Raw genomic sequence first — 17,214 nt, forward strand, 5'->3', positions numbered from 1 at the left:
GCAAGATCGCTTAGTCCCGATGCTGTAACACAAAACGAAAGACGGTTTTATTGTTGCCAGTCAATCCTGATATTCGAATCATTTGCTTGAGGATATGATGAGGCTTGATATCCCATAACTTGCCAAAGCATTCATCCGCAAAGGCGCTTGTCATCACATCAATTCCCCGAAAATCTAGGTGAATGGTTTGCTGCTGCTCTACAGAGTCCACCAATAACTGTCGAAGCTTTCTTCCTTGCTCACGGCTTCCTAATAAGTCAGTGGACATCCATTCTTTAACATTAAGAGAAAATACTTGACCACCCGAGGCTATGGCTACAGCCATTCGTTCACCTCCCATGCGTAACAGCGCTGCTAGCCATGAATCCGAATGACGTAGACCTTGAACTAGAACATCTTCTGTCAATTGAGCCGGAAGATTAATCATAGTACACCTCAATCCATCAGGCGCCCCAAAGACGCCTTGTTCTTCTGCTACCGGCGCAAACATGGCAATAAGACTACGCCCACGTGTTGTCCACGCCTCATCATCTAAGATAGCGCCGAGCCGCAAGAAGGCTTTGGCCATCAGGGCGTTTTCATTCACCGGCTGCTGACGGTGTTGCAAACGCCCAGGAGCTGAGGGAGTGTCAGCCTGATCGTAATACGTGTTGGCATCCGATTTGAGCACGGTATCAGCGTACGCAATCAATGTGCGAGCCCGGTCAAGATATACGGTATCTCCTGTGAACTCATACCCATCGATACAGGCATTAAGAAAATGGGCAACATCGGTGAGAAGACCAGGCAGTTCCGCGCTAGCATTTTCGTAGTGGTGAAGTCCTGTCTCATCGTCCCACATTCTATCCCATAGCGCTTCTAACGCCGTCAGCGCAATGGGGGAGTAAACTGTGGGATTGATAAGGGCTGCCGCCAAAAGCTGCGCGGAAATCATTTGCGCATTCCAGTTCGTATGGACGACGGGATCGACAAAGGGCGCCTTGCGCTTGTCGCGTTCTTCTTGGGGCAGGCGATAGTACTCTTCGTCAGCATCTTGGGAGCCGCCCCAAAGGCCATTCATATTCAACAAAAATTTGTTGGCCCAACTGAGCACTTGGTCTGCAATTTGACGATAGGTCTCGTCCCCAAGCACTTGATACGCATGCATGTAAAGACGTGCTAGTTGCGCATTTTCTTCGAGCATTTTTTCGAAGTGAGGAATGGTCCATTCACGTGTTGTCGAGTAGCGGAAGAATCCGCCAGCGACGGCATCAAACAATGCTGAACCCGCCATGGCATCGAGGGTTCGCACCGCCATGCCTGCGGCCCACCCATCACCTGTCGCAGTAAAGAAGAGAAGGGCGAGATCCCAGACGTCTACTTGGGGGAATTTGGGTGCGACACCTAATCCACCATATGCCCGATCAAATTGCTGACGGATAGCGTCCATTATTTTGGTCACAGATTCCGGGTTCGGTGCCGTCGCTTGCACATTCAAATTAATCCCCGCAGGGGCTGCCAACTGATCGCGAATTTCGTTTTTATGTTCTTGCCAGTATTGCATCACTTGGTCCAAAAGGGGACCCATTTGTTCGGGGGCCACAAATGTGCCTCCTGTAATCACTTCCCCCGAGGGTGTGAGAAACGCGGTGGTGGGCCATCCGCCCATGTTATAGCGCTGATTAATGTCCGGCCTTTGATCATTATCAATGCGAACTGGTATAAAATCAGAATTAATGCGGGCGATAATCTGCGCATCCGAATAGGTCGTCTCGTCCATCGTGTGACACCAGTGGCACCACACGGCAGAAATTGACAGCAAAACCGGCTTGTCTTCGGATCGAGCTTTTTCAAACGTGGCAGGGGTCCATTCCTGCCAATGGATTTCGTGAGCCCGGTTGGGCCGTGGACTAAAACGGAAAGTGGGTTCGGCCATGATTTCCATCCTTTCTCGACATCAACAACTCATTGGGTATCATACCAATCTTTGCCCCGGATTGGCGAGACTATGCCTCTTAGGGAGGAGACGAGTTTGAATAATCAACCCGTGCTCGTGGTAACAGGACTGACGAGCAGCATTGGTCGTGAACTAGGAACCATGTTGGTCAATGATTGGCGAATTTTCGGGATTAGCCGCAATCCGCCGCAAGTTCCGGATCCCTATGAGTGGATTGTGGCAGATTTATCGGTGGCTGGCCAAGGTGCAGACCAACTGGTGCGAAGACTGGCGCGAGAAAACATGGCCCAAGTCCAAGGATTTGTGCATCTGGCCGGCGTGGTCTTTAGCGATGCGGCGGTGGCGACAACCGGGTATGAATGGGATTACACCTGCGCCGTTAACCTGCGGTCGGCTTTTGAGCTGGCCGTCGTCTTGAAACCGTTTCTGACAACTACGGCCAGCGTGGTTTTTGTATCGAGCGTGGATGCGGCCTTGTCGAGTGCGGCAGGGCCGGCTGCGGCCTATGGCGCTTCTAAAGCCGGCCTAAACGGGCTTGTACGGCATTTGGCTGCTGAATGGGGGCCGGACGGTATTCGCGTCAACAGTGTGATGTTGGGGGCCCTGCAAGAAGGTATGAGTGCTCAGAACCCCCAAGTGGCGTCCGAGCTGGCCCGGCGAATTGCTTTAGGGCGTCTCGGCACTGCGCGTGATGCTGCGCAAGCTATTCGTTTTTTGTTGGATTCAGAGGCGTCTTCGTATATTACCGGCACAGCCCTACAGGTGGATGGCGGTCTTAATATTCGGTACTAAAGAGGTGGCTTTAGTTGGTTCGGGTGGACAATGTTCGGGGACATCTTTTTGTGCCTCAGTGGGAACCGTGGATCGTCAGTGGTCTGGCGATGGTGACAGGGGTAGTCGGCGGGGTTGGCGCGATTATCTTTCGGTGGATGATCCACGTGGTGCATACGTTGCTGATAGGCGATACCCTGTCTGCTGGCCACCTCGGTTTGGTTGTGCTAGGCCCGGCCGTGGGTCTTGTGTTGGTGAGTTTAATTACTCACTACGGTGCGCCCGAAGTGAAGGGGCATGGCGTGCCACAGATTCTTGAAGCATTGGCGCTTCACGGCGGAAAAATCCGACCTCGCGTGGGACTGTTTGGTATTATTGCGCCGGCCGTGACGATTGGCAGTGGGGGTTCGGTAGGCCGTGAAGGGCCGATTGCGTTGATTGGAGCGGCGTTCGGATCCACGATGGCGCAGCTGTTAAAGTTATCGGAAAAGTACACGACCCTGCTATTGGCGGCGGGATCGGCCGCTGGTATTGGCGCGACATTTAATGCGCCGATTGCTGGGGGCTTCTTTGGCTTGGAAATCATTCTCGGCAGCTATCAAATGGGTGCGGTGGTGCCCATTTTTCTGGCATCCGTTACGGGTACCACAATATTCGACGCGATTATGGGTAGTCGGGCGGTACTTCAGACGCCTCCTTATCACGTGATTAATCATTTTGCTCTGTTGTTTATGATAGGATTGGGCTTGATTATGGCCTTGGTCGCCGTTCTCTATACGAAGGGGCTAACTTTTTCTGAAGATTTTTTTAACCACCTCCACATACCCTTTTGGTTAAAAGCAGTGGCTGGAGGATTAGCGGTCGGCATCATTGGGCTCTTTGTGCCCCAAATTTTAGGGGTAGGCTATCCGACAATGCACATGGCGCTGACGAATCAAATATTGTGGGGTGGCTTAATTGTATTGTTTGTGACGAAATTTGTGGCAACCCTCCTCACTATTGGAGCAGGCGGCTCCGGCGGCGTCTTTGCTCCGTCACTATTTTTGGGAGGCATGGTCGGAGGAGCGTTTGGCCACCTGCTATATGCGATCTCGCCGCAATTGGCGCCTCACCCCTCTATTTATGCGATTGCGGGCATGGCGGCATTGTTTGCCGCTGCCGCGCAAGCCCCTTTTGTGGCGATTACCATCTTGCTGGAAATTACTGGAGATTATCATTTGACGGCGCCGGTGATGGCTTGCGCAGTCATCAGTTTTTTGACTTACACGTACTTCACGCGAGATTCGATGTATACCGTCAAATTGCATCGGCGGGGCATTAAAATTCTTCGTGGGGATGATGTGAGGCCTATGGCGGTCATCTCGGTGCAAACGGCAATGGAACCGTTGGGCGACGTTGTGATTCGCCCTAGTGCCGAAATATCCGAAGCGTGGCAAAAAATGACGCGCCTTAACCGAGGGTTTCTTCCCGTTGTGACGCGACAAAGCGGGCTAGAAGGGATTGTGACCATGCGCGATATTGTGGCGGCTATCCAGAAACAACAACCTCATCTGACGGTTCAAGATATTGTGCAGCGCCTACCCAAGCCTATAGCCAGCAATGCTTCGCTCGATGAGGCCATTCGCTACTTGTCGCTATATAACGTGGCCGTCCTACCTGTCCAAGACAGCACGACGCACAAAATTTTAGGAACGATTACCCAAGCGAGCGTACTAAAGGCCTACAATGCTTCGGCTGTGCTAGGGGCCAAAATCGCTGACGGTGGCCACAAGCAGTTGAACGAGGTCGTCACGGGTATCTAAGGTGTTCATGGCAGCCAAGCCGCGGGCCATGATCTCTTGGCGACGTGCGTGAGCTTCGCTGGCTAGAGTGCTTAAGGAGCGTTCAATCAGCGCCGTCGCTAAAGAGCTTAAAGCCTGCAGGCGTCTAATGCGGCCGGGCGTGAATCCTCCGATTTGGCTGTGATAGACTTTCAAAATGCCGAGGAGTTCTCCTTGCGACATCAAAGGAAATCCTGCTGCGGATTTAATCCCACTATCGAGCATTTCATTCAGCCAAGGGTTAAGCATGGGCTCACTGGCAATGTTGGGGATAATGAGGGCTTGTTGATTGCGAACTATCAATCCCACAGGTCCTTGGCCATCTTGCGTGCTGGGATCCCACAGATCGGCAGCGGGCAGATCGAAGCGTTGGCCATCGGCGGTGACACAATGCAGCTGTTGTGCTTGTAAAATACCAATCCAACCTTCATGGCCGCCCGTAACGGCGAGGGCCGCAGCGACCGCCTTAGCGAGCAAGTGATCTAAATTGGCGGTGTCGGCCAAGGCAGAAATAGCTTCAAATAGCGGTTCTCCGAGTAAACTTTGATCCTCTAAGGATTCTTCACGTTCGGCATAACCAAGAGCCAAGGCGAACAGCGACGCTACTCCTTCCGCTAGTTGGATCACATCGGGACGAATTTGATCGGGCTCATAATATCCCAGGTGTAAAAGGCCCCAGCATCCGAGGTTGTCGCAAACAGGCACGGCGATCTGTGATTCCAAGGGGGAGTGTTGGGGGGAGGGTCCGAGTGCATGGCTTGCTGCACGCTGGAAGATCACGGGTTTACGTTTATGCAAAGCCGCCAATAGGCTAGGAGACTCCGAATTGATGAGGCGATTGTAATTCGTGACCTCTTGGGGTCGAGCTTTAAAGGCTGCCGGCTGGCAAAATGGTGGGCCTCCAAGGCTGTTCAGCCGAGGCGATAAGTGCTGAAACCTCGATTGGCTCGCCTCCGTCACTTTGGGGACGACTGAGTCCTTCAAATGCTAGGACTGCGCCAGTACGCAGAGAGACGATGGGCTGAAAGACCACCTTTATCTGGCGCCTTTGTGACCACTGGTCCCAAACCGTGTGATAGGGCGGCTCCATCTTCTGATTCAAATGTTCATCCCTCCAGACAACCTCCAAGCGCTCATTGTCCATAAGTTTCGTGCCGTCGCCTGAAACTCCTGCTTTAAATGGCCAATAATTCCCTCTAGGGTTGTATGAGGGTTTGCGTTCGCAATCCATTCGCGGTAATATTGCTCTGAGAGAATATTGCGTACGCTCTATGAGAGAAGATCCCGGAAAGGTAGACAGGGTTCCAGAGAATCGGTGGTTGGTGTGAGCCGATCCCTCCTATTTTTCTTCTCGCTTCTGGAGAGCTCGGATTCAGCCCGTTACCGCTGGTCAAAGAGAGCACAATCGTTGTGCTAAGTTGGGTGGTACCGCGGGTTAACGCTCGTCCCTTACGTGAAATAAGGGGCGTTTTTTAATTGGAGGAGACACGAGATGATGAAGACCGACGAAACTCCGGCCGAAACCGTTTACAATCCCGATCGATACAGTGTCAGGTTGGTGGAAAGCAAATGGCAGAAGGCTTGGGAAGAGGCTCGTTTGTATGAAACGCAATTTTCGGACCGGCCGAAGTTCTATTGCTTAGAGCAATTTCCATATCCATCAGGCCATTTGCACATGGGGCACGTGCGGGTTTATACATTGGGAGATGTGATTGCACGTTTTCGGCGTATGGCGGGATATAACGTTTTACACCCCATGGGATGGGATGCATTTGGGATGCCAGCTGAAAATGCAGCGATTAAGAATGGCGTACCTCCTAGGGTTTCGACCTTGGCCAATATAGCCTATATGAAACAGCAGATGCAGCAAATGGGCTTGTCTTTCGATTGGTCGCGTGAAGTGACAACGTCGGAACCGGAATATTATCGGTTTACCCAAGAACTGTTTCTGTTGTTTTTTGAACGCCACCTCGCGTATCAAAAAGCGGGTGCGGTTAATTGGTGCCCGACTTGTGAAACCGTGTTAGCGAATGAACAGGTGGAAGATGGGCTCTGTTGGCGATGCGATTCGGTTGTCGTCAAACGGGATTTAACGCAGTGGTATTTTCGCATTACCGACTACGCGGAACGTTTGTTAGCCGATTTGGAAGGGCTGGACTGGCCGCAAGAAATTAAAGTCCAGCAATTTAACTGGATTGGCAAGAGCATTGGAGCGGAAGTGGTCTTTGACGTGGCGCAGTCATCTCACACCATTGCGGTGTTCACGACACGGCCAGACACGCTATTTGGGGCGACCTACATTGTGATTGCCCCAGAACATCCGCTTGTCGAAGCATTGATCGCGGACTATGCAGAAAAAGAACAGGTGCGGACGTTCATTGCGGAAGAGCGGATTCACAGCGATATTGAGCGCACGGCGGAGAACACCGAGAAACGGGGAATTTTTACTGGAGCTTATGCTATTCATCCCTTGACAGGGGAGCAAGTGCCCATTTGGATTGCCAACTATGTCTTGGGGGATTATGGCACGGGCGCTGTCATGGGAGTGCCAGCACATGACCAGCGGGACTTCTTGTTTGCGAAAAAATACGGATTGCCGATTAAAACCGTAATCACATCGGCCGGTAGAGACACTATGGCCGAAGAAGCGTATACAGGACCGGGGACCTTAGTAGATTCCGGGCCATTTACGGGGCTTGATAACCAGCAGGCTAAAGAACGCATTGCGGAGGAGCTCAACGCCCGGGGCAAAGGGGGCGTGCGGGTAAGTTACCGCATGCGCGACTGGTTAATCTCGCGCCAGCGCTATTGGGGGGCTCCTATTCCAATTATCCATTGCCCGACGTGCGGAGCAGTTCCTGTGCCCAAAGAAGACTTGCCGGTCTTGCTGCCCGAAAACGTGACGTTTACCGGAAAAGGTGCCTCGCCTCTGGCAGGTGCTGAAGACTGGGTCAACACGGTCTGTCCCATCTGCCACCAGCCTGCGCGGCGAGAAACGGATACGATGGATACCTTTGTGGACTCGTCATGGTATTACTACCGGTTTACCTCGCCGCAAGCCCAGGAGCCCTTTAGACCAGAAGATGCGGCGTACTGGATGCCGGTCGATGAGTACGTTGGTGGCAAAGAGCATGCCGTCTTGCATTTGTTGTACTCGCGGTTCTTCACCAAAGTCCTCTATGACGCAGGGCTAGTTCCCGTGTCGGAGCCGTTTTCCCGCCTTTTAGCCCAAGGCATGGTCGTCTATGACGGCGCCAAAATGTCGAAATCCAAGGGCAATACCCTGAGCCCCGAGAACATCATGCAAGAGTGGGGAACCGATGCCACGCGTGTGTTTATGCTCTTTGCGGCTCCGCCAGATAAGGACTTTGAATGGTCGCATCAAGGGGTGGAGGGTGCTTACCGCTTTTTGCAGCGGGTCTATCGCTTGGTGGTGCGCTCCAGGGTCCAACAACCCGTATCGCCGGATGTGGTGCAGCAGTCGGAGGAAAAGATTAATAAGGCCGTACACCGAGCCGTTAAGAAGATTACGGAGGATGTCCGCGACCGCCGTGCATTTAATACTGCCATTAGCACGCTGATGGAATTGACCAATACCCTATATCAGGATTTAGAGATGGTGCCGACTCAGGCCCAGATCGAGGCGCTCGATGTGCTTGTGCGGTTGTTGGCACCCTTCGCTCCTCATTTGGCCGAAGAGTTGTGGGAGTCCTTAGGGCATGAATCAAGCGTGCATTGGGCAGCGTGGCCGACGTATGAGGAGCGTTGGCTAAAGGATGATGTGGTCACGATTGCGTTGCAAATCAATGGCAAAGTCCGGAGTCGGATGACGGTGCCCACCGCAGCGGATGCCGATACGCTTTCACACCTGGCGCTGGAAGACGAAAAAATTCAAGAGCTCGTGGCGGGTCACAGCCTGGTGAAGGTCATTGCCATACCGGGGAGGCTTGTCAACGTGGTGATCCGGTGAGAACGGCCCTAGCGCTCATTATCGCCGCCACTTCGGCCATCGTCGGCGCGATAGTGGTGCGTGCCAGACGACCAACAGGGCCGGTACCGATGGGGTGGGTCATGATCGTGGCCGCTTTAGGGGCTCTTGTGGCGGAAGTATCCACGATATTGTGGGTAGGGCCACCACGCGGCGTATGGCAGCCAGCTATCGGTGGGGTGCTCATTGGAGTGATGGCCGGAATTTTTTCGGCACGGAATAAAAAGCCCCCGAAAGAATAGAAGGCCCACAGGGCCTTCTATTTTGTTGGTTGTGGATTAGTGAGCGTTAATGCTGATCCGTTTACGCCGTCCCGTGGCCTTATACACAGTGACCCGCAAGAGGCCATAGGTATAATCAGCTTGGGCGGTTTCGGGATCGACTTCTGTAGGAAATCCAATGACTGCGTGAAACTCTTCGCCTGCACGCTTGTCATTCTCGAGCGGCGAGGCGGGGAATGTCCCCTTAACGCTGATGGATTGGTCATCCACCTCAATATTGACATTATCGGGGTTTACACCGGGCAACTCAAACTCGGCCATGTAGCCATTTTCAATTTGATGCAAATGGGTTCGCGGCCGCGTGTTGTCCAAGTTCCAGTCGTCTCGCACTTGACTCCACATCCGTGACATATTTTCACGGAAATGATCCACATCAGTGGGATCCCAACGCATAAGCATAAGCGTCACCTCCGCGCATAGTATGTCCTCTGGCGTAAAATATCTTGCAGGCTTACCGTTTACATGAAATGGCAGAATTTTTATGGCTTGATATCGCGCGATCCTAACAGAATTCGTCAAAATCTTGCCCAAACGGGCAGGAGATTTGCCAAGAACTGTCGTATAACACCAATACCATAGAGATGCCTTTTGCATCGTGATTGCTTGACGACGGGAGATGCCTCAGCGTGCCGCATACTTTTCATATTTTGCCTCATATTCATCTGACCAATGATTTTATGGTGCGCAAGGAGGTTTTGGAAAATCTACCTGTGCCCTTGATTTTTGTCTCGACCACCAAAGAAATTATTTGGAAAAATCGCTTGGCGGACTGGCTAGATCTCAGTCAAGACACACGCAAGGGATTGTTAGCGCTAATTGGAAGAAGTCGTACAGCGAAGGCGTTTGCGTCGGTAAAACTCTTCTCGGGTGTGGAAGTGCTTTTGCAGAGTCAACCCGTTCACTCCCTGACAGGGTCGATCGAGGGCTATTTAGTGTGGGCCTCTGACAATTTATCCGGGTTGGCTGGAGATTTTTTAGAGACAGGCCTTGCTGTGGCCGAAAATGGTCATTTTATCTTAGTCAATGCGGTGGCTCGGAATGTTTTAGGTCTAGAGACGGCCAATGCCTATTGGAATGCCGTTGACTGGCTACCACCATGGCACGTGGCGATGCGGCGGGGACACCGGACGCTCTTCGCATTGGCGCGGGAGGGATTTGAGATTCGGGTCCATGCCCATTACCCTTGGGTCATGTTGGAAGCGATTCCCGTCCCCATCATTGATAACGATCGCATTTCGGTGCAATTTGCTTCTGCGATGATGCATGAGGTGCGTAATCCCTTGTCAGCGCTTAGCGGCTACATCGAGCTGGCTCAAATGCAGCTGCCACCGGGGCCAGTTCGCGACTATCTCGACCGCGCCATGGCGGAAGTGGACCGTTTGTCGCGGATGACGGCCGATTTTATGTCCTTGTCGCGCAGTACGGAGCTGCATAAGCAGTGGTGTCATGTCGCTTCGTTAGTCGAAAAGGCATGGACGATAGCCCAAGCGGGCGAGAAACGTGAACATACCGTGGAACTGCACGTGGATCTTAATGCACAAGACCGGGTGTTTGGGGACCCGGACCGTCTTGAGCAGATTTTGATTAACGCCCTGAAAAATGCGGTCGAGGCGTTTTCTGGGCCTGGGATCATTACCGTCTCCATGCACCGCGATGTGGACGGACAGCATCTGGTCATTGCCGATAATGGACCAGGGATGCCCGATGAGGTGATGGAGACCTTGTTTGTCAAGAGGCGTACGACGAAGGCGCATGGACACGGTTTGGGGCTTTTGATTATTAAGCAGTTGGCTGAAGGCCATGGTGGGGTGGTGCAGGTCACGACGGAAAAAGGGCAGGGAACGGCGATTACCGTAACCCTCCCTTATCCTAATGACGAAGCTATTTTAGACCCGGGGTAGTCGGATCTTCGCTGCTCACGCGCAGTTGATGCACGCGCTTTTTGCGAAAAAAAGCGACTGTGAGCACAAGCAACGGCGTCAGGGTGAGATAGAGCAGGCCGCCAGGGATTAAAAAGGTCTGCGTCATGTAATCACTCACCGCCGCATTGGGGACCAAAATGGCTAAAACCCAGATGACAAGGGCGCTAGGTAGCAATAAGTAGGGGTAAGCGCTGGTTGCATGGACAAAAAACAATGTGGCCAGGTCGTGGGCAGTACACCATAGCCGCACGGCCATAAATCCAAGCACGGCCACCGTCCAAAGCACAATTACCAGACTGCCCCACTTGTTAATAAAGAATCCCGAGATTTCAACCGTGCGCATGAGTGTGACGATGGGCCAGCGCAGCAGTGGAATATAGGCAGGCCCATACGTGGCCATGCACACCTCATACATAGCTGTGAGAATCAACATCATGACCACCAGCCCACCATACGCATACCGCTCCCCAGCTTGTCGCTCCTCTTGGCGCATGAAAGGGTAGAGCGTAATACTGACTTCAAAGCCAATGAAAATAAAATATTGGCGGTAGCTTCCTTGCAATAACGGCAATAATTGAATATTGCCGGGGGGGAGCAACAAGATGGGATGCCGGATTAATGTCCCGGCTAGGCCAATCGTGGCCATAGACAAAACGACCATGGGAATGTAGCCCGTTTGCAATACGCGTCCAAGGGCTGCGGCACCGAACCACGCCATATACACACTGGCAATCATTAAAGAAGATTTAATTGCCCAGGTGGGAATGCCCGGCAAAAAATCATTGTCCATTAACCAAGTAAATTGAACAACCATAACAATGGCCAATAACATGTGGTAGGCAATGGTAAAAAGTCCAACCAGAAAGCCTACGGGCTTCGATAAGATTTGTGATGAAAATTGGCCGAAGGTTTCATTGGGGACGAGGCGACTCATTTTGAAGCTCAGGGCCATGAGAATGAACGTGACCAGTCCATCTAACCATAATCCCCAAATGCCGTCGCGACCGGCCGAGGTTACAAGTTCACGCGGGAAATAAAAGACGCCCATGGCCATGTAACCTGCTGTCACCATGGTACCAAATTGCAATCCTGAAATCCGAGGCAACCGATTATTGGCGTTATGCATAAAGGCCTTCTTTCTCCTACTTGATATTGCCCAGCTTATACACATGCATGTTGACTTTGACGCTGACGGCCACCTTGGGGTACTCTTGGTTGACATAGGGCAAATGGGGATCGATTCCCGGGGTGGCAGCGTCTGCGCCGAACTGCCACAATTTGACGCCTAAATTAATAGTTTGGCAATGCGCACAGTTGAACAGCGACGAGTAAAACAAGGTGGGAAATTGGGCCTGATCGGTTTCTGCTTGCATTACCTCCTTAAGAGGATCGGGCGACACGAAAATGTATGGCGTGAGGTCCATTTCACCGACTCGCGTGAGTTCCAACAGCGTTTCATGGAATATGGCGGGATTCAATTTCTGGGCTACTTCGACGAGTTGAATTTGTCCCAAATACAAATCGTGAGAGACTTGGCCTTGCCCTTGATTAAAGCATTGAGGGAGCGTTTGTCCCTCGCCAATGATGTCTGAAACCGGATGTTCTTTGGCGGAAATGCCTTTGTGAGCGGCATAGTCTAGCAACGCGGCCGGTGTGGGGAATTCGAAGATCATTTTCAGCGGGGCTTTGGGTGGACCGTTTTCCAAGCCCAGGGTGGAAACAAGGTCGCGTTCATCCACAGGCCGATTGGTCCAACAACCTGACAAACTTACTAACAATCCGAGAATGGCCATAACCCGTACGGTTACGCGCAAGATCTTATTCATCGTCTAACCTTTCTTGTTGCGTACTATAAAGTTGGGGACTTTTCATCGGATGGGGAATATGCTTGCGCCATTTGCGCAAATCGAGCGTACGCAAATACGTAGGCCGTTTAGCAAGCATTGATGGAGGAAATTTGATCCATGTGTCTTTCAGGTCGCGAATTCGAATTGGACCAAAGGGAGATAGATAGGGCACGCCGAAATTCTCGAGGCTGACGAGATGGGTAATAATAATAAGAAGGATGAGAACGATGCCATAAAGGCCGAATATATAGGATGCAAAGACCAAAACCCAAAACAAAATGCGCCAAGGGGTCGCCATTTCATAAACGGGGGAGGTAAAAAGCCCTAGTGCGGTCAGGGTGATAATAACAATCATTAAATTGTCGACGATTCCGGCGTTAACAATTGCCGTCCCTACGACAATGGCCCCGACCGTGCCCAAGGTGGTTGACATCCCTTTGGGCAGGCGGATGGCAGCCTCGCGCAGCACTTCAATAATGACCCACATGATGAGGACTTCCAATAATGGCGGAAAAGGAATATCTTCACGCGAACCGGCAATGGTCATAATCAGTTTCAGCGGCAGCAAGTTGGGGTCTACCGACACAAATGCGACATAGAGTGGGGGGAGAAGAAGGCCGACGAACAATCCGAACAACCGTACAAGCCGTTCCATGCTAGCGGTCCAAAAACTGACGGTGTAATCGTCGGTGGTTTGATAAAAATCCATAAAAGTTGATGGCACGGCTAAAGCAAATGGCGTATTGTCCACCAAAATCGAGACTTTGCCTTGCAGCAGGTCACGGACAATGATATCCACTCGTTCCGTCGAGCGGACTTGCGGGAAGAGCGACATTGGGTGGGTGGATAGAAATGACCCTAACGTGCTCGAATATTGCAAGGAATCGACTTTAGCTGCGCGCAGACGCCGTTTTACGGCCATGACCAGTTCTGGATTTGTGAGGCCTTCAATATGGGCAATAATCACCATGGTGTGCGTCAGTCTGCCAATCGTAAGCTTGTCAAAATGCAGTTTGGGACTCTTAATACGACGACGAATGAGATTCATTTGAGTCAAGACAACCTCATTAAACGATTCTTGGGGACCCTTTACGGCGCGCTCGGTTTCGGGTCGCTCAATGCCGCGCGCAGGATACTTAACGGTATCCAGCACCAGGACGGATGCGGCGCCTTGAATAAAGACTAAGGTATTGCCGCCCATCACTTTCGGCAGCAGCTTAGACCATTTGTTTTCAGCTGTCGCATGGCCGACCGCAACAATGGAGTCATGGACGAACTGATGAATCGCCGACCCGGACATGTTGAGCGATTCCGCATCTTCATACCGCTGCATTAAGGCAATGGTATCTTGATCGATCATCTGATTATCCGCCAACCCATCATTAAAGACCAACACGGCCGGAATCTGCTGGGTGCGTCCGAGTACAAAACGCCGAATATTGATGTCCGGGGACTGGCCAACGGTATTTTTTAAGTAGTTATAGGCATCTTCTACGCTGCCATTATAAATATCCACCGATTGCGTCGCTCCATGGCTTTGCCTGACGGTGTGAACCAAGGTCTCCAGCTGCTTGCTAAAGGTTTTGGTCTCCGTAATGAGATCCTGGACCAAGCCGATATCGACTCCGGAGATTCCTTCTAGGCTCTCTTGGGCGGTCTTCATGGTCTCCATCAGCGTTTCGGCAGGAAACGGCTTACGGGGGGCTCCCCCTAGATGGTTTTTCACCACAGGTTTCTGGTTGGGGGATGTCTTAGGACCTGGGCGGGAATGGCGAGTCGAAAAGGGCCACATGGCAGAGATCCTCCTAAAGAAATTTCCTGGTGTTTTCCTGTGCTGCGCTTCTCTGGTACAATGTGGCCACTATTGAGAGCCTTTATGCAAGGAAGAAGGTCAAGACGGTGGACATCCTTGAAGGACTGGCCCTCGTTGAACATGGGAGCATGGGCCAAAGCTATTATCTGACAGGAGACTTAGAATTTTGGGCAAAGCGGTGGCTCGATAAGGCGCGCCAGTGGTTTTTGGGTGAGGCTTATGCGGAGGGCTATGTGGTGCTGGAGGGGGTGACCCAATGGACAGAAGTGGATTTGGCCCTTCGCACGAACGGGTTTTTCAGTACGCGCCGCATGGTCGTCGTCAGGGACGGGACTTGGGCGAAGCGCGATGCCCAACTGGAAGCGTATCGGCGTTCGGCCGATCCGGATGTGTTGCTAGTGATCTGGGATAAGAAGCCATCGGTGCAGACAGCGAAGATATTTGGCCCGCAAGCAACGATTGAATTGAAACCCTTGGCTCCGGCAGTTTTTCGTCGCTTTGTCGCGCAAGAAGCCAAGAAGCGCCATCTACGTGTGACTTCGGATGCTATGGATTTGCTAGCAGAGATGCTAACACGCGGTGCTCAACAGGTGATCTATGAACTCGATAAGATGGCGCTCTATGATCCATCGCGAACATGGGACGAAGGGGCTATTACCGCATTTGTCCCACCGTTGCCCCATGACACCCAATTATGGCGTCTGACGGACCCGCTGGTACAGCGTCAAACCGGGTTGATTATCAAGCAGGCTCAGGAGTTGTTGAAAGAGGGCAAGGCGCCTTTGTTGCTCTTTATTGTGGCAGTGCGCCAATTGATTCAACTCAACCACGTGCTGAGCGCCAAGCAAAAGGGGCAGGGGGTCGGGGAATTTGCTCGCCAAGAAGGGCTTAAGGAATTTCCGGCCAAAAAATTGTGGCAATATAGCCAGTACTGGACGCGCCAAGAGATTGAAAAGTTTTTAGAACGGGCCGCGTTTATTGACCGCGCGTTGAAATCGGGTTATGGTGACGCGGAATCGTGGCTATTAAGCTATCTGGCTTTGCTGGCACGGTGAAAAACAAGACCTTCTGGCGAGGGAAGAAAAAAACCCCGAACCGACGGGGTTTTTCCCATATTAGGCGGATGCCTGACGAACCTTATTCAATCGATGTGCCAGCCGTGATTTCTTGCGTGCGGCTGTGTTGCGATGAATCGCACCCTTTTGGGCCGCTCGGTCCAATCGGCCATAGCAGAAACGCAATGCCAACTGGGCCGCTTCTAAATCATTGCGATTTAAAGCATCCTCAAATCGACGCACCGCCGTTCGAACCATCGTCTTTCGGATCTTGTTGCGGAGCGTGCGCACCTGGGTTTGCTTAATGCGCTTTTTCGCAGACTTAATATTAGCCACGCCTATACCTCCTGACGTTTGATTATAGCATGGCCTTGACATGGGGTAAAGCGAGCATGGCAGGTCGAGCGCGAAAACTTTTTCACGCGGATTTCCCAGCAATTTTTCCCAAAGCTGGTCTATTTCTCCATGATTTACCATACATATCATCATCGCAAAGGAGGGAAAGTATGCCGCGGCCATCTCGCCGGCGACGTCCGGCCATTATCTGGTTCAAATGGTCCAAACCTTCGAGAAAGCCTGGGAGAGCCGCTCGCTGGAAAAGGCGTCTGCCTTTGGCTGGCGCGCCCCCTCAAGAGAACTTTCGTCCCTTTCTTCCTAAACAGTTTCCTTGGACGAGCTTGTCTCTTTACGGGATGGTGTTGGTGATGGCGGCGTTGATTTTTATCAAAGTCCCAGCCCGCACGGGCGCGGCGGTTCCGGTCACGGGTCCTATTGGAACACCGCGCCAAACGTCATGGTTGGACCGGACGCTGCATGCATGGCAGGGCAGTTCTTCCTCATTTCTCACATGGATTGAGGACGGAATACCTTTGTCGCGCTTGTCGCAGGCTTCGCCCCGTTCCACCGTGTGGCACGTGCGTTCGGTGATTATGACGGCATTGGCAGATATTTCGGGGGTGCGCCTCACGAGTTTGACGGGCATTTTACGAATGGAAATTCCCGCGTTGGCCACCGTATCTCTTCCAAACTTACCGTCGCGGACTGCGACTGGCGTTCCCCGGCTCAAAGAGCAAGATGCTGTTGAACCCGGATTGCCGGGTGATCACCAAAGGGTGTGGGCAGAATTGGGAAAACAGCCCATCGTGGGCATTTATCAAACGCACAGTCACGAATCGTTCTGGCCGTCCTTGCCAAAAAATGCGCCCACGGCTTATTCCACTGACTGGTCTAAAACCGTGGTGCAAGTCGGTTGGTGGCTGGCACAGGATTTGCATAGTCAAGGGGTCGCGGTGGTACAGTCTCGGGTAGACAACATGTCTCAAGGGTTACTGCCAAGCTATAATGAGTCATATCACACAGCGAAGCGGTTGCTTCGCTGGTATCCTACGGTTCACATTCTTGTCGATATTCATCGTAGTGAAAAACCCTTGGCAGAAACAACGGCGAAGATCCATGGGGTGTCAACAGCACGCATTTTATTGATTGTCGGGAGCAATAAATTATTGCCGAATCCCTATTGGCATCAAAATCTTGAATTGGCCATCCATGTTGCCCATCATTTGGCGGCGATAGCGCCGGGAATTTTAGAGGGGGATGGCATCGATATGGTACCTTACCGCTACAATCAGCAGTTGGCACCTGGAGATTTACTGATTGAAGTGGGTGGGCAATACAATACCTTGGCGCAAGAACGATATGCGGTTAATGATTTGGCACGCGCGCTGGCGCTGGTGGTCCGGGACAAACAATATCCGTGATCACGAAGACAGGATTCGGCAAGG

Annotated in this window: 15 protein-coding genes; 7 read left to right on the plus strand and 8 right to left on the minus strand. The window is 52.1% G+C overall.

Annotated elements, in window-relative coordinates; genetic code table 11:
- Positions 1–10 precede the first annotated feature (10 nt).
- Positions 11–1,915: a DUF255 domain-containing protein gene (locus ORD20_RS11350; protein ID WP_430626187.1), complete on the minus strand. Its 1,905-nt coding sequence runs from the start codon at positions 1,913–1,915 to the stop codon at positions 11–13.
- Positions 1,916–2,011: 96 nt separating this feature from the next.
- On the opposite strand from ORD20_RS11350, the gene ORD20_RS11355 reads away from it, so the two are divergent.
- Together ORD20_RS11355 and ORD20_RS11360 are read left to right on the plus strand one after the other, a co-directional pair.
- On the plus strand, positions 2,012–2,728 hold the full coding sequence (locus ORD20_RS11355) for an SDR family NAD(P)-dependent oxidoreductase (RefSeq protein ID WP_103374326.1): 717 nt from the start codon (positions 2,012–2,014) through the stop codon (positions 2,726–2,728).
- Positions 2,729–2,751: 23 nt separating this feature from the next.
- Positions 2,752–4,509, plus strand: a complete 1,758-nt coding sequence (locus ORD20_RS11360) for a chloride channel protein (protein WP_430626715.1) — start codon at positions 2,752–2,754, stop codon at positions 4,507–4,509.
- On the opposite strand, the gene ORD20_RS11365 is transcribed toward ORD20_RS11360, so the two are convergent.
- Positions 4,447–5,334 carry a GAF domain-containing protein gene (locus ORD20_RS11365; RefSeq protein ID WP_430626188.1) on the minus strand — a complete coding sequence of 296 codons (888 nt, stop codon included), beginning with the start codon at positions 5,332–5,334 and terminating at the stop codon, positions 4,447–4,449. The two genes, ORD20_RS11360 and ORD20_RS11365, sit on opposite strands and share 63 nt — an antisense overlap.
- Positions 5,335–5,395: 61 nt before the next feature.
- Entirely contained in the window at positions 5,396–5,629 is a 234-nt protein-coding gene (locus ORD20_RS11370; RefSeq protein ID WP_430626189.1) for a hypothetical protein, read from the minus strand.
- 390 nt (positions 5,630–6,019) lie between these two features.
- Between ORD20_RS11370 and leuS the strand changes: the two genes are divergently transcribed.
- Together leuS and ORD20_RS11380 are read left to right on the plus strand one after the other, a co-directional pair.
- Positions 6,020–8,497, plus strand: coding sequence for a leucine--tRNA ligase (leuS, locus tag ORD20_RS11375; protein WP_242968266.1), 2,478 nt, complete (start codon positions 6,020–6,022; stop codon positions 8,495–8,497).
- Complete coding sequence (locus tag ORD20_RS11380) at positions 8,494–8,757, plus strand: hypothetical protein (RefSeq protein WP_103374323.1); 264 nt, start codon at positions 8,494–8,496, stop codon at positions 8,755–8,757. The genes leuS and ORD20_RS11380 overlap by 4 nt, the downstream gene beginning before the upstream one ends.
- Positions 8,758–8,793: 36 nt before the next feature.
- On the opposite strand, the gene ORD20_RS11385 is transcribed toward ORD20_RS11380, so the two are convergent.
- The gene (locus ORD20_RS11385) at positions 8,794–9,195 is read right to left on the minus strand and encodes an Hsp20/alpha crystallin family protein (protein WP_103374322.1); all 402 of its coding nucleotides are present in this window, start codon (positions 9,193–9,195) and stop codon (positions 8,794–8,796) included.
- Positions 9,196–9,422: 227 nt separating this feature from the next.
- Here ORD20_RS11385 and ORD20_RS11390 point away from each other — a divergent pair, with 227 nt between their 5' ends.
- A complete protein-coding gene (locus ORD20_RS11390) occupies positions 9,423–10,697 on the plus strand; it encodes a sensor histidine kinase (RefSeq protein ID WP_103374321.1) in 1,275 nt (424 codons plus the stop codon).
- Here the strand turns inward: ORD20_RS11390 and ORD20_RS11395 are convergent.
- The 3 genes from ORD20_RS11395 to ORD20_RS11405 are packed head-to-tail and all read right to left on the minus strand — an operon-like array spanning position 10,678 to position 14,357.
- On the minus strand, positions 10,678–11,844 hold the full coding sequence (locus tag ORD20_RS11395) for a GerAB/ArcD/ProY family transporter (protein WP_103374320.1): 1,167 nt from the start codon (positions 11,842–11,844) through the stop codon (positions 10,678–10,680). The genes ORD20_RS11390 and ORD20_RS11395 overlap by 20 nt on opposite strands.
- Positions 11,845–11,860: 16 nt before the next feature.
- On the minus strand, positions 11,861–12,544 hold the full coding sequence (locus ORD20_RS11400; protein ID WP_430626190.1) for a hypothetical protein: 684 nt from the start codon (positions 12,542–12,544) through the stop codon (positions 11,861–11,863).
- Entirely contained in the window at positions 12,537–14,357 is a 1,821-nt protein-coding gene (locus ORD20_RS11405; protein WP_103374318.1) for a spore germination protein, read from the minus strand. Before ORD20_RS11405 ends, ORD20_RS11400 begins: the two co-directional genes overlap by 8 nt.
- Positions 14,358–14,464: 107 nt before the next feature.
- Between ORD20_RS11405 and holA the strand changes: the two genes are divergently transcribed.
- Positions 14,465–15,433 carry a DNA polymerase III subunit delta gene (gene holA / locus ORD20_RS11410; RefSeq protein ID WP_103374317.1) on the plus strand — a complete coding sequence of 323 codons (969 nt, stop codon included), beginning with the start codon at positions 14,465–14,467 and terminating at the stop codon, positions 15,431–15,433.
- Between the two features lie 60 nt (positions 15,434–15,493).
- Here holA and rpsT read toward each other — a convergent pair whose 3' ends face one another.
- Entirely contained in the window at positions 15,494–15,769 is a 276-nt protein-coding gene (gene rpsT / locus ORD20_RS11415) for a 30S ribosomal protein S20 (protein ID WP_103374316.1), read from the minus strand.
- Positions 15,770–15,939: 170 nt separating this feature from the next.
- Between rpsT and spoIIP the strand changes: the two genes are divergently transcribed.
- On the plus strand, positions 15,940–17,190 hold the full coding sequence (gene spoIIP, locus ORD20_RS11420) for a stage II sporulation protein P (RefSeq protein WP_158246147.1): 1,251 nt from the start codon (positions 15,940–15,942) through the stop codon (positions 17,188–17,190).
- Positions 17,191–17,214 lie beyond the last annotated feature (24 nt).

Source organism: Sulfobacillus thermotolerans (genome assembly GCF_039623705.1).
Taxonomy (GTDB): Bacteria; Bacillota; Sulfobacillia; order Sulfobacillales; family Sulfobacillaceae; genus Sulfobacillus; species Sulfobacillus thermotolerans.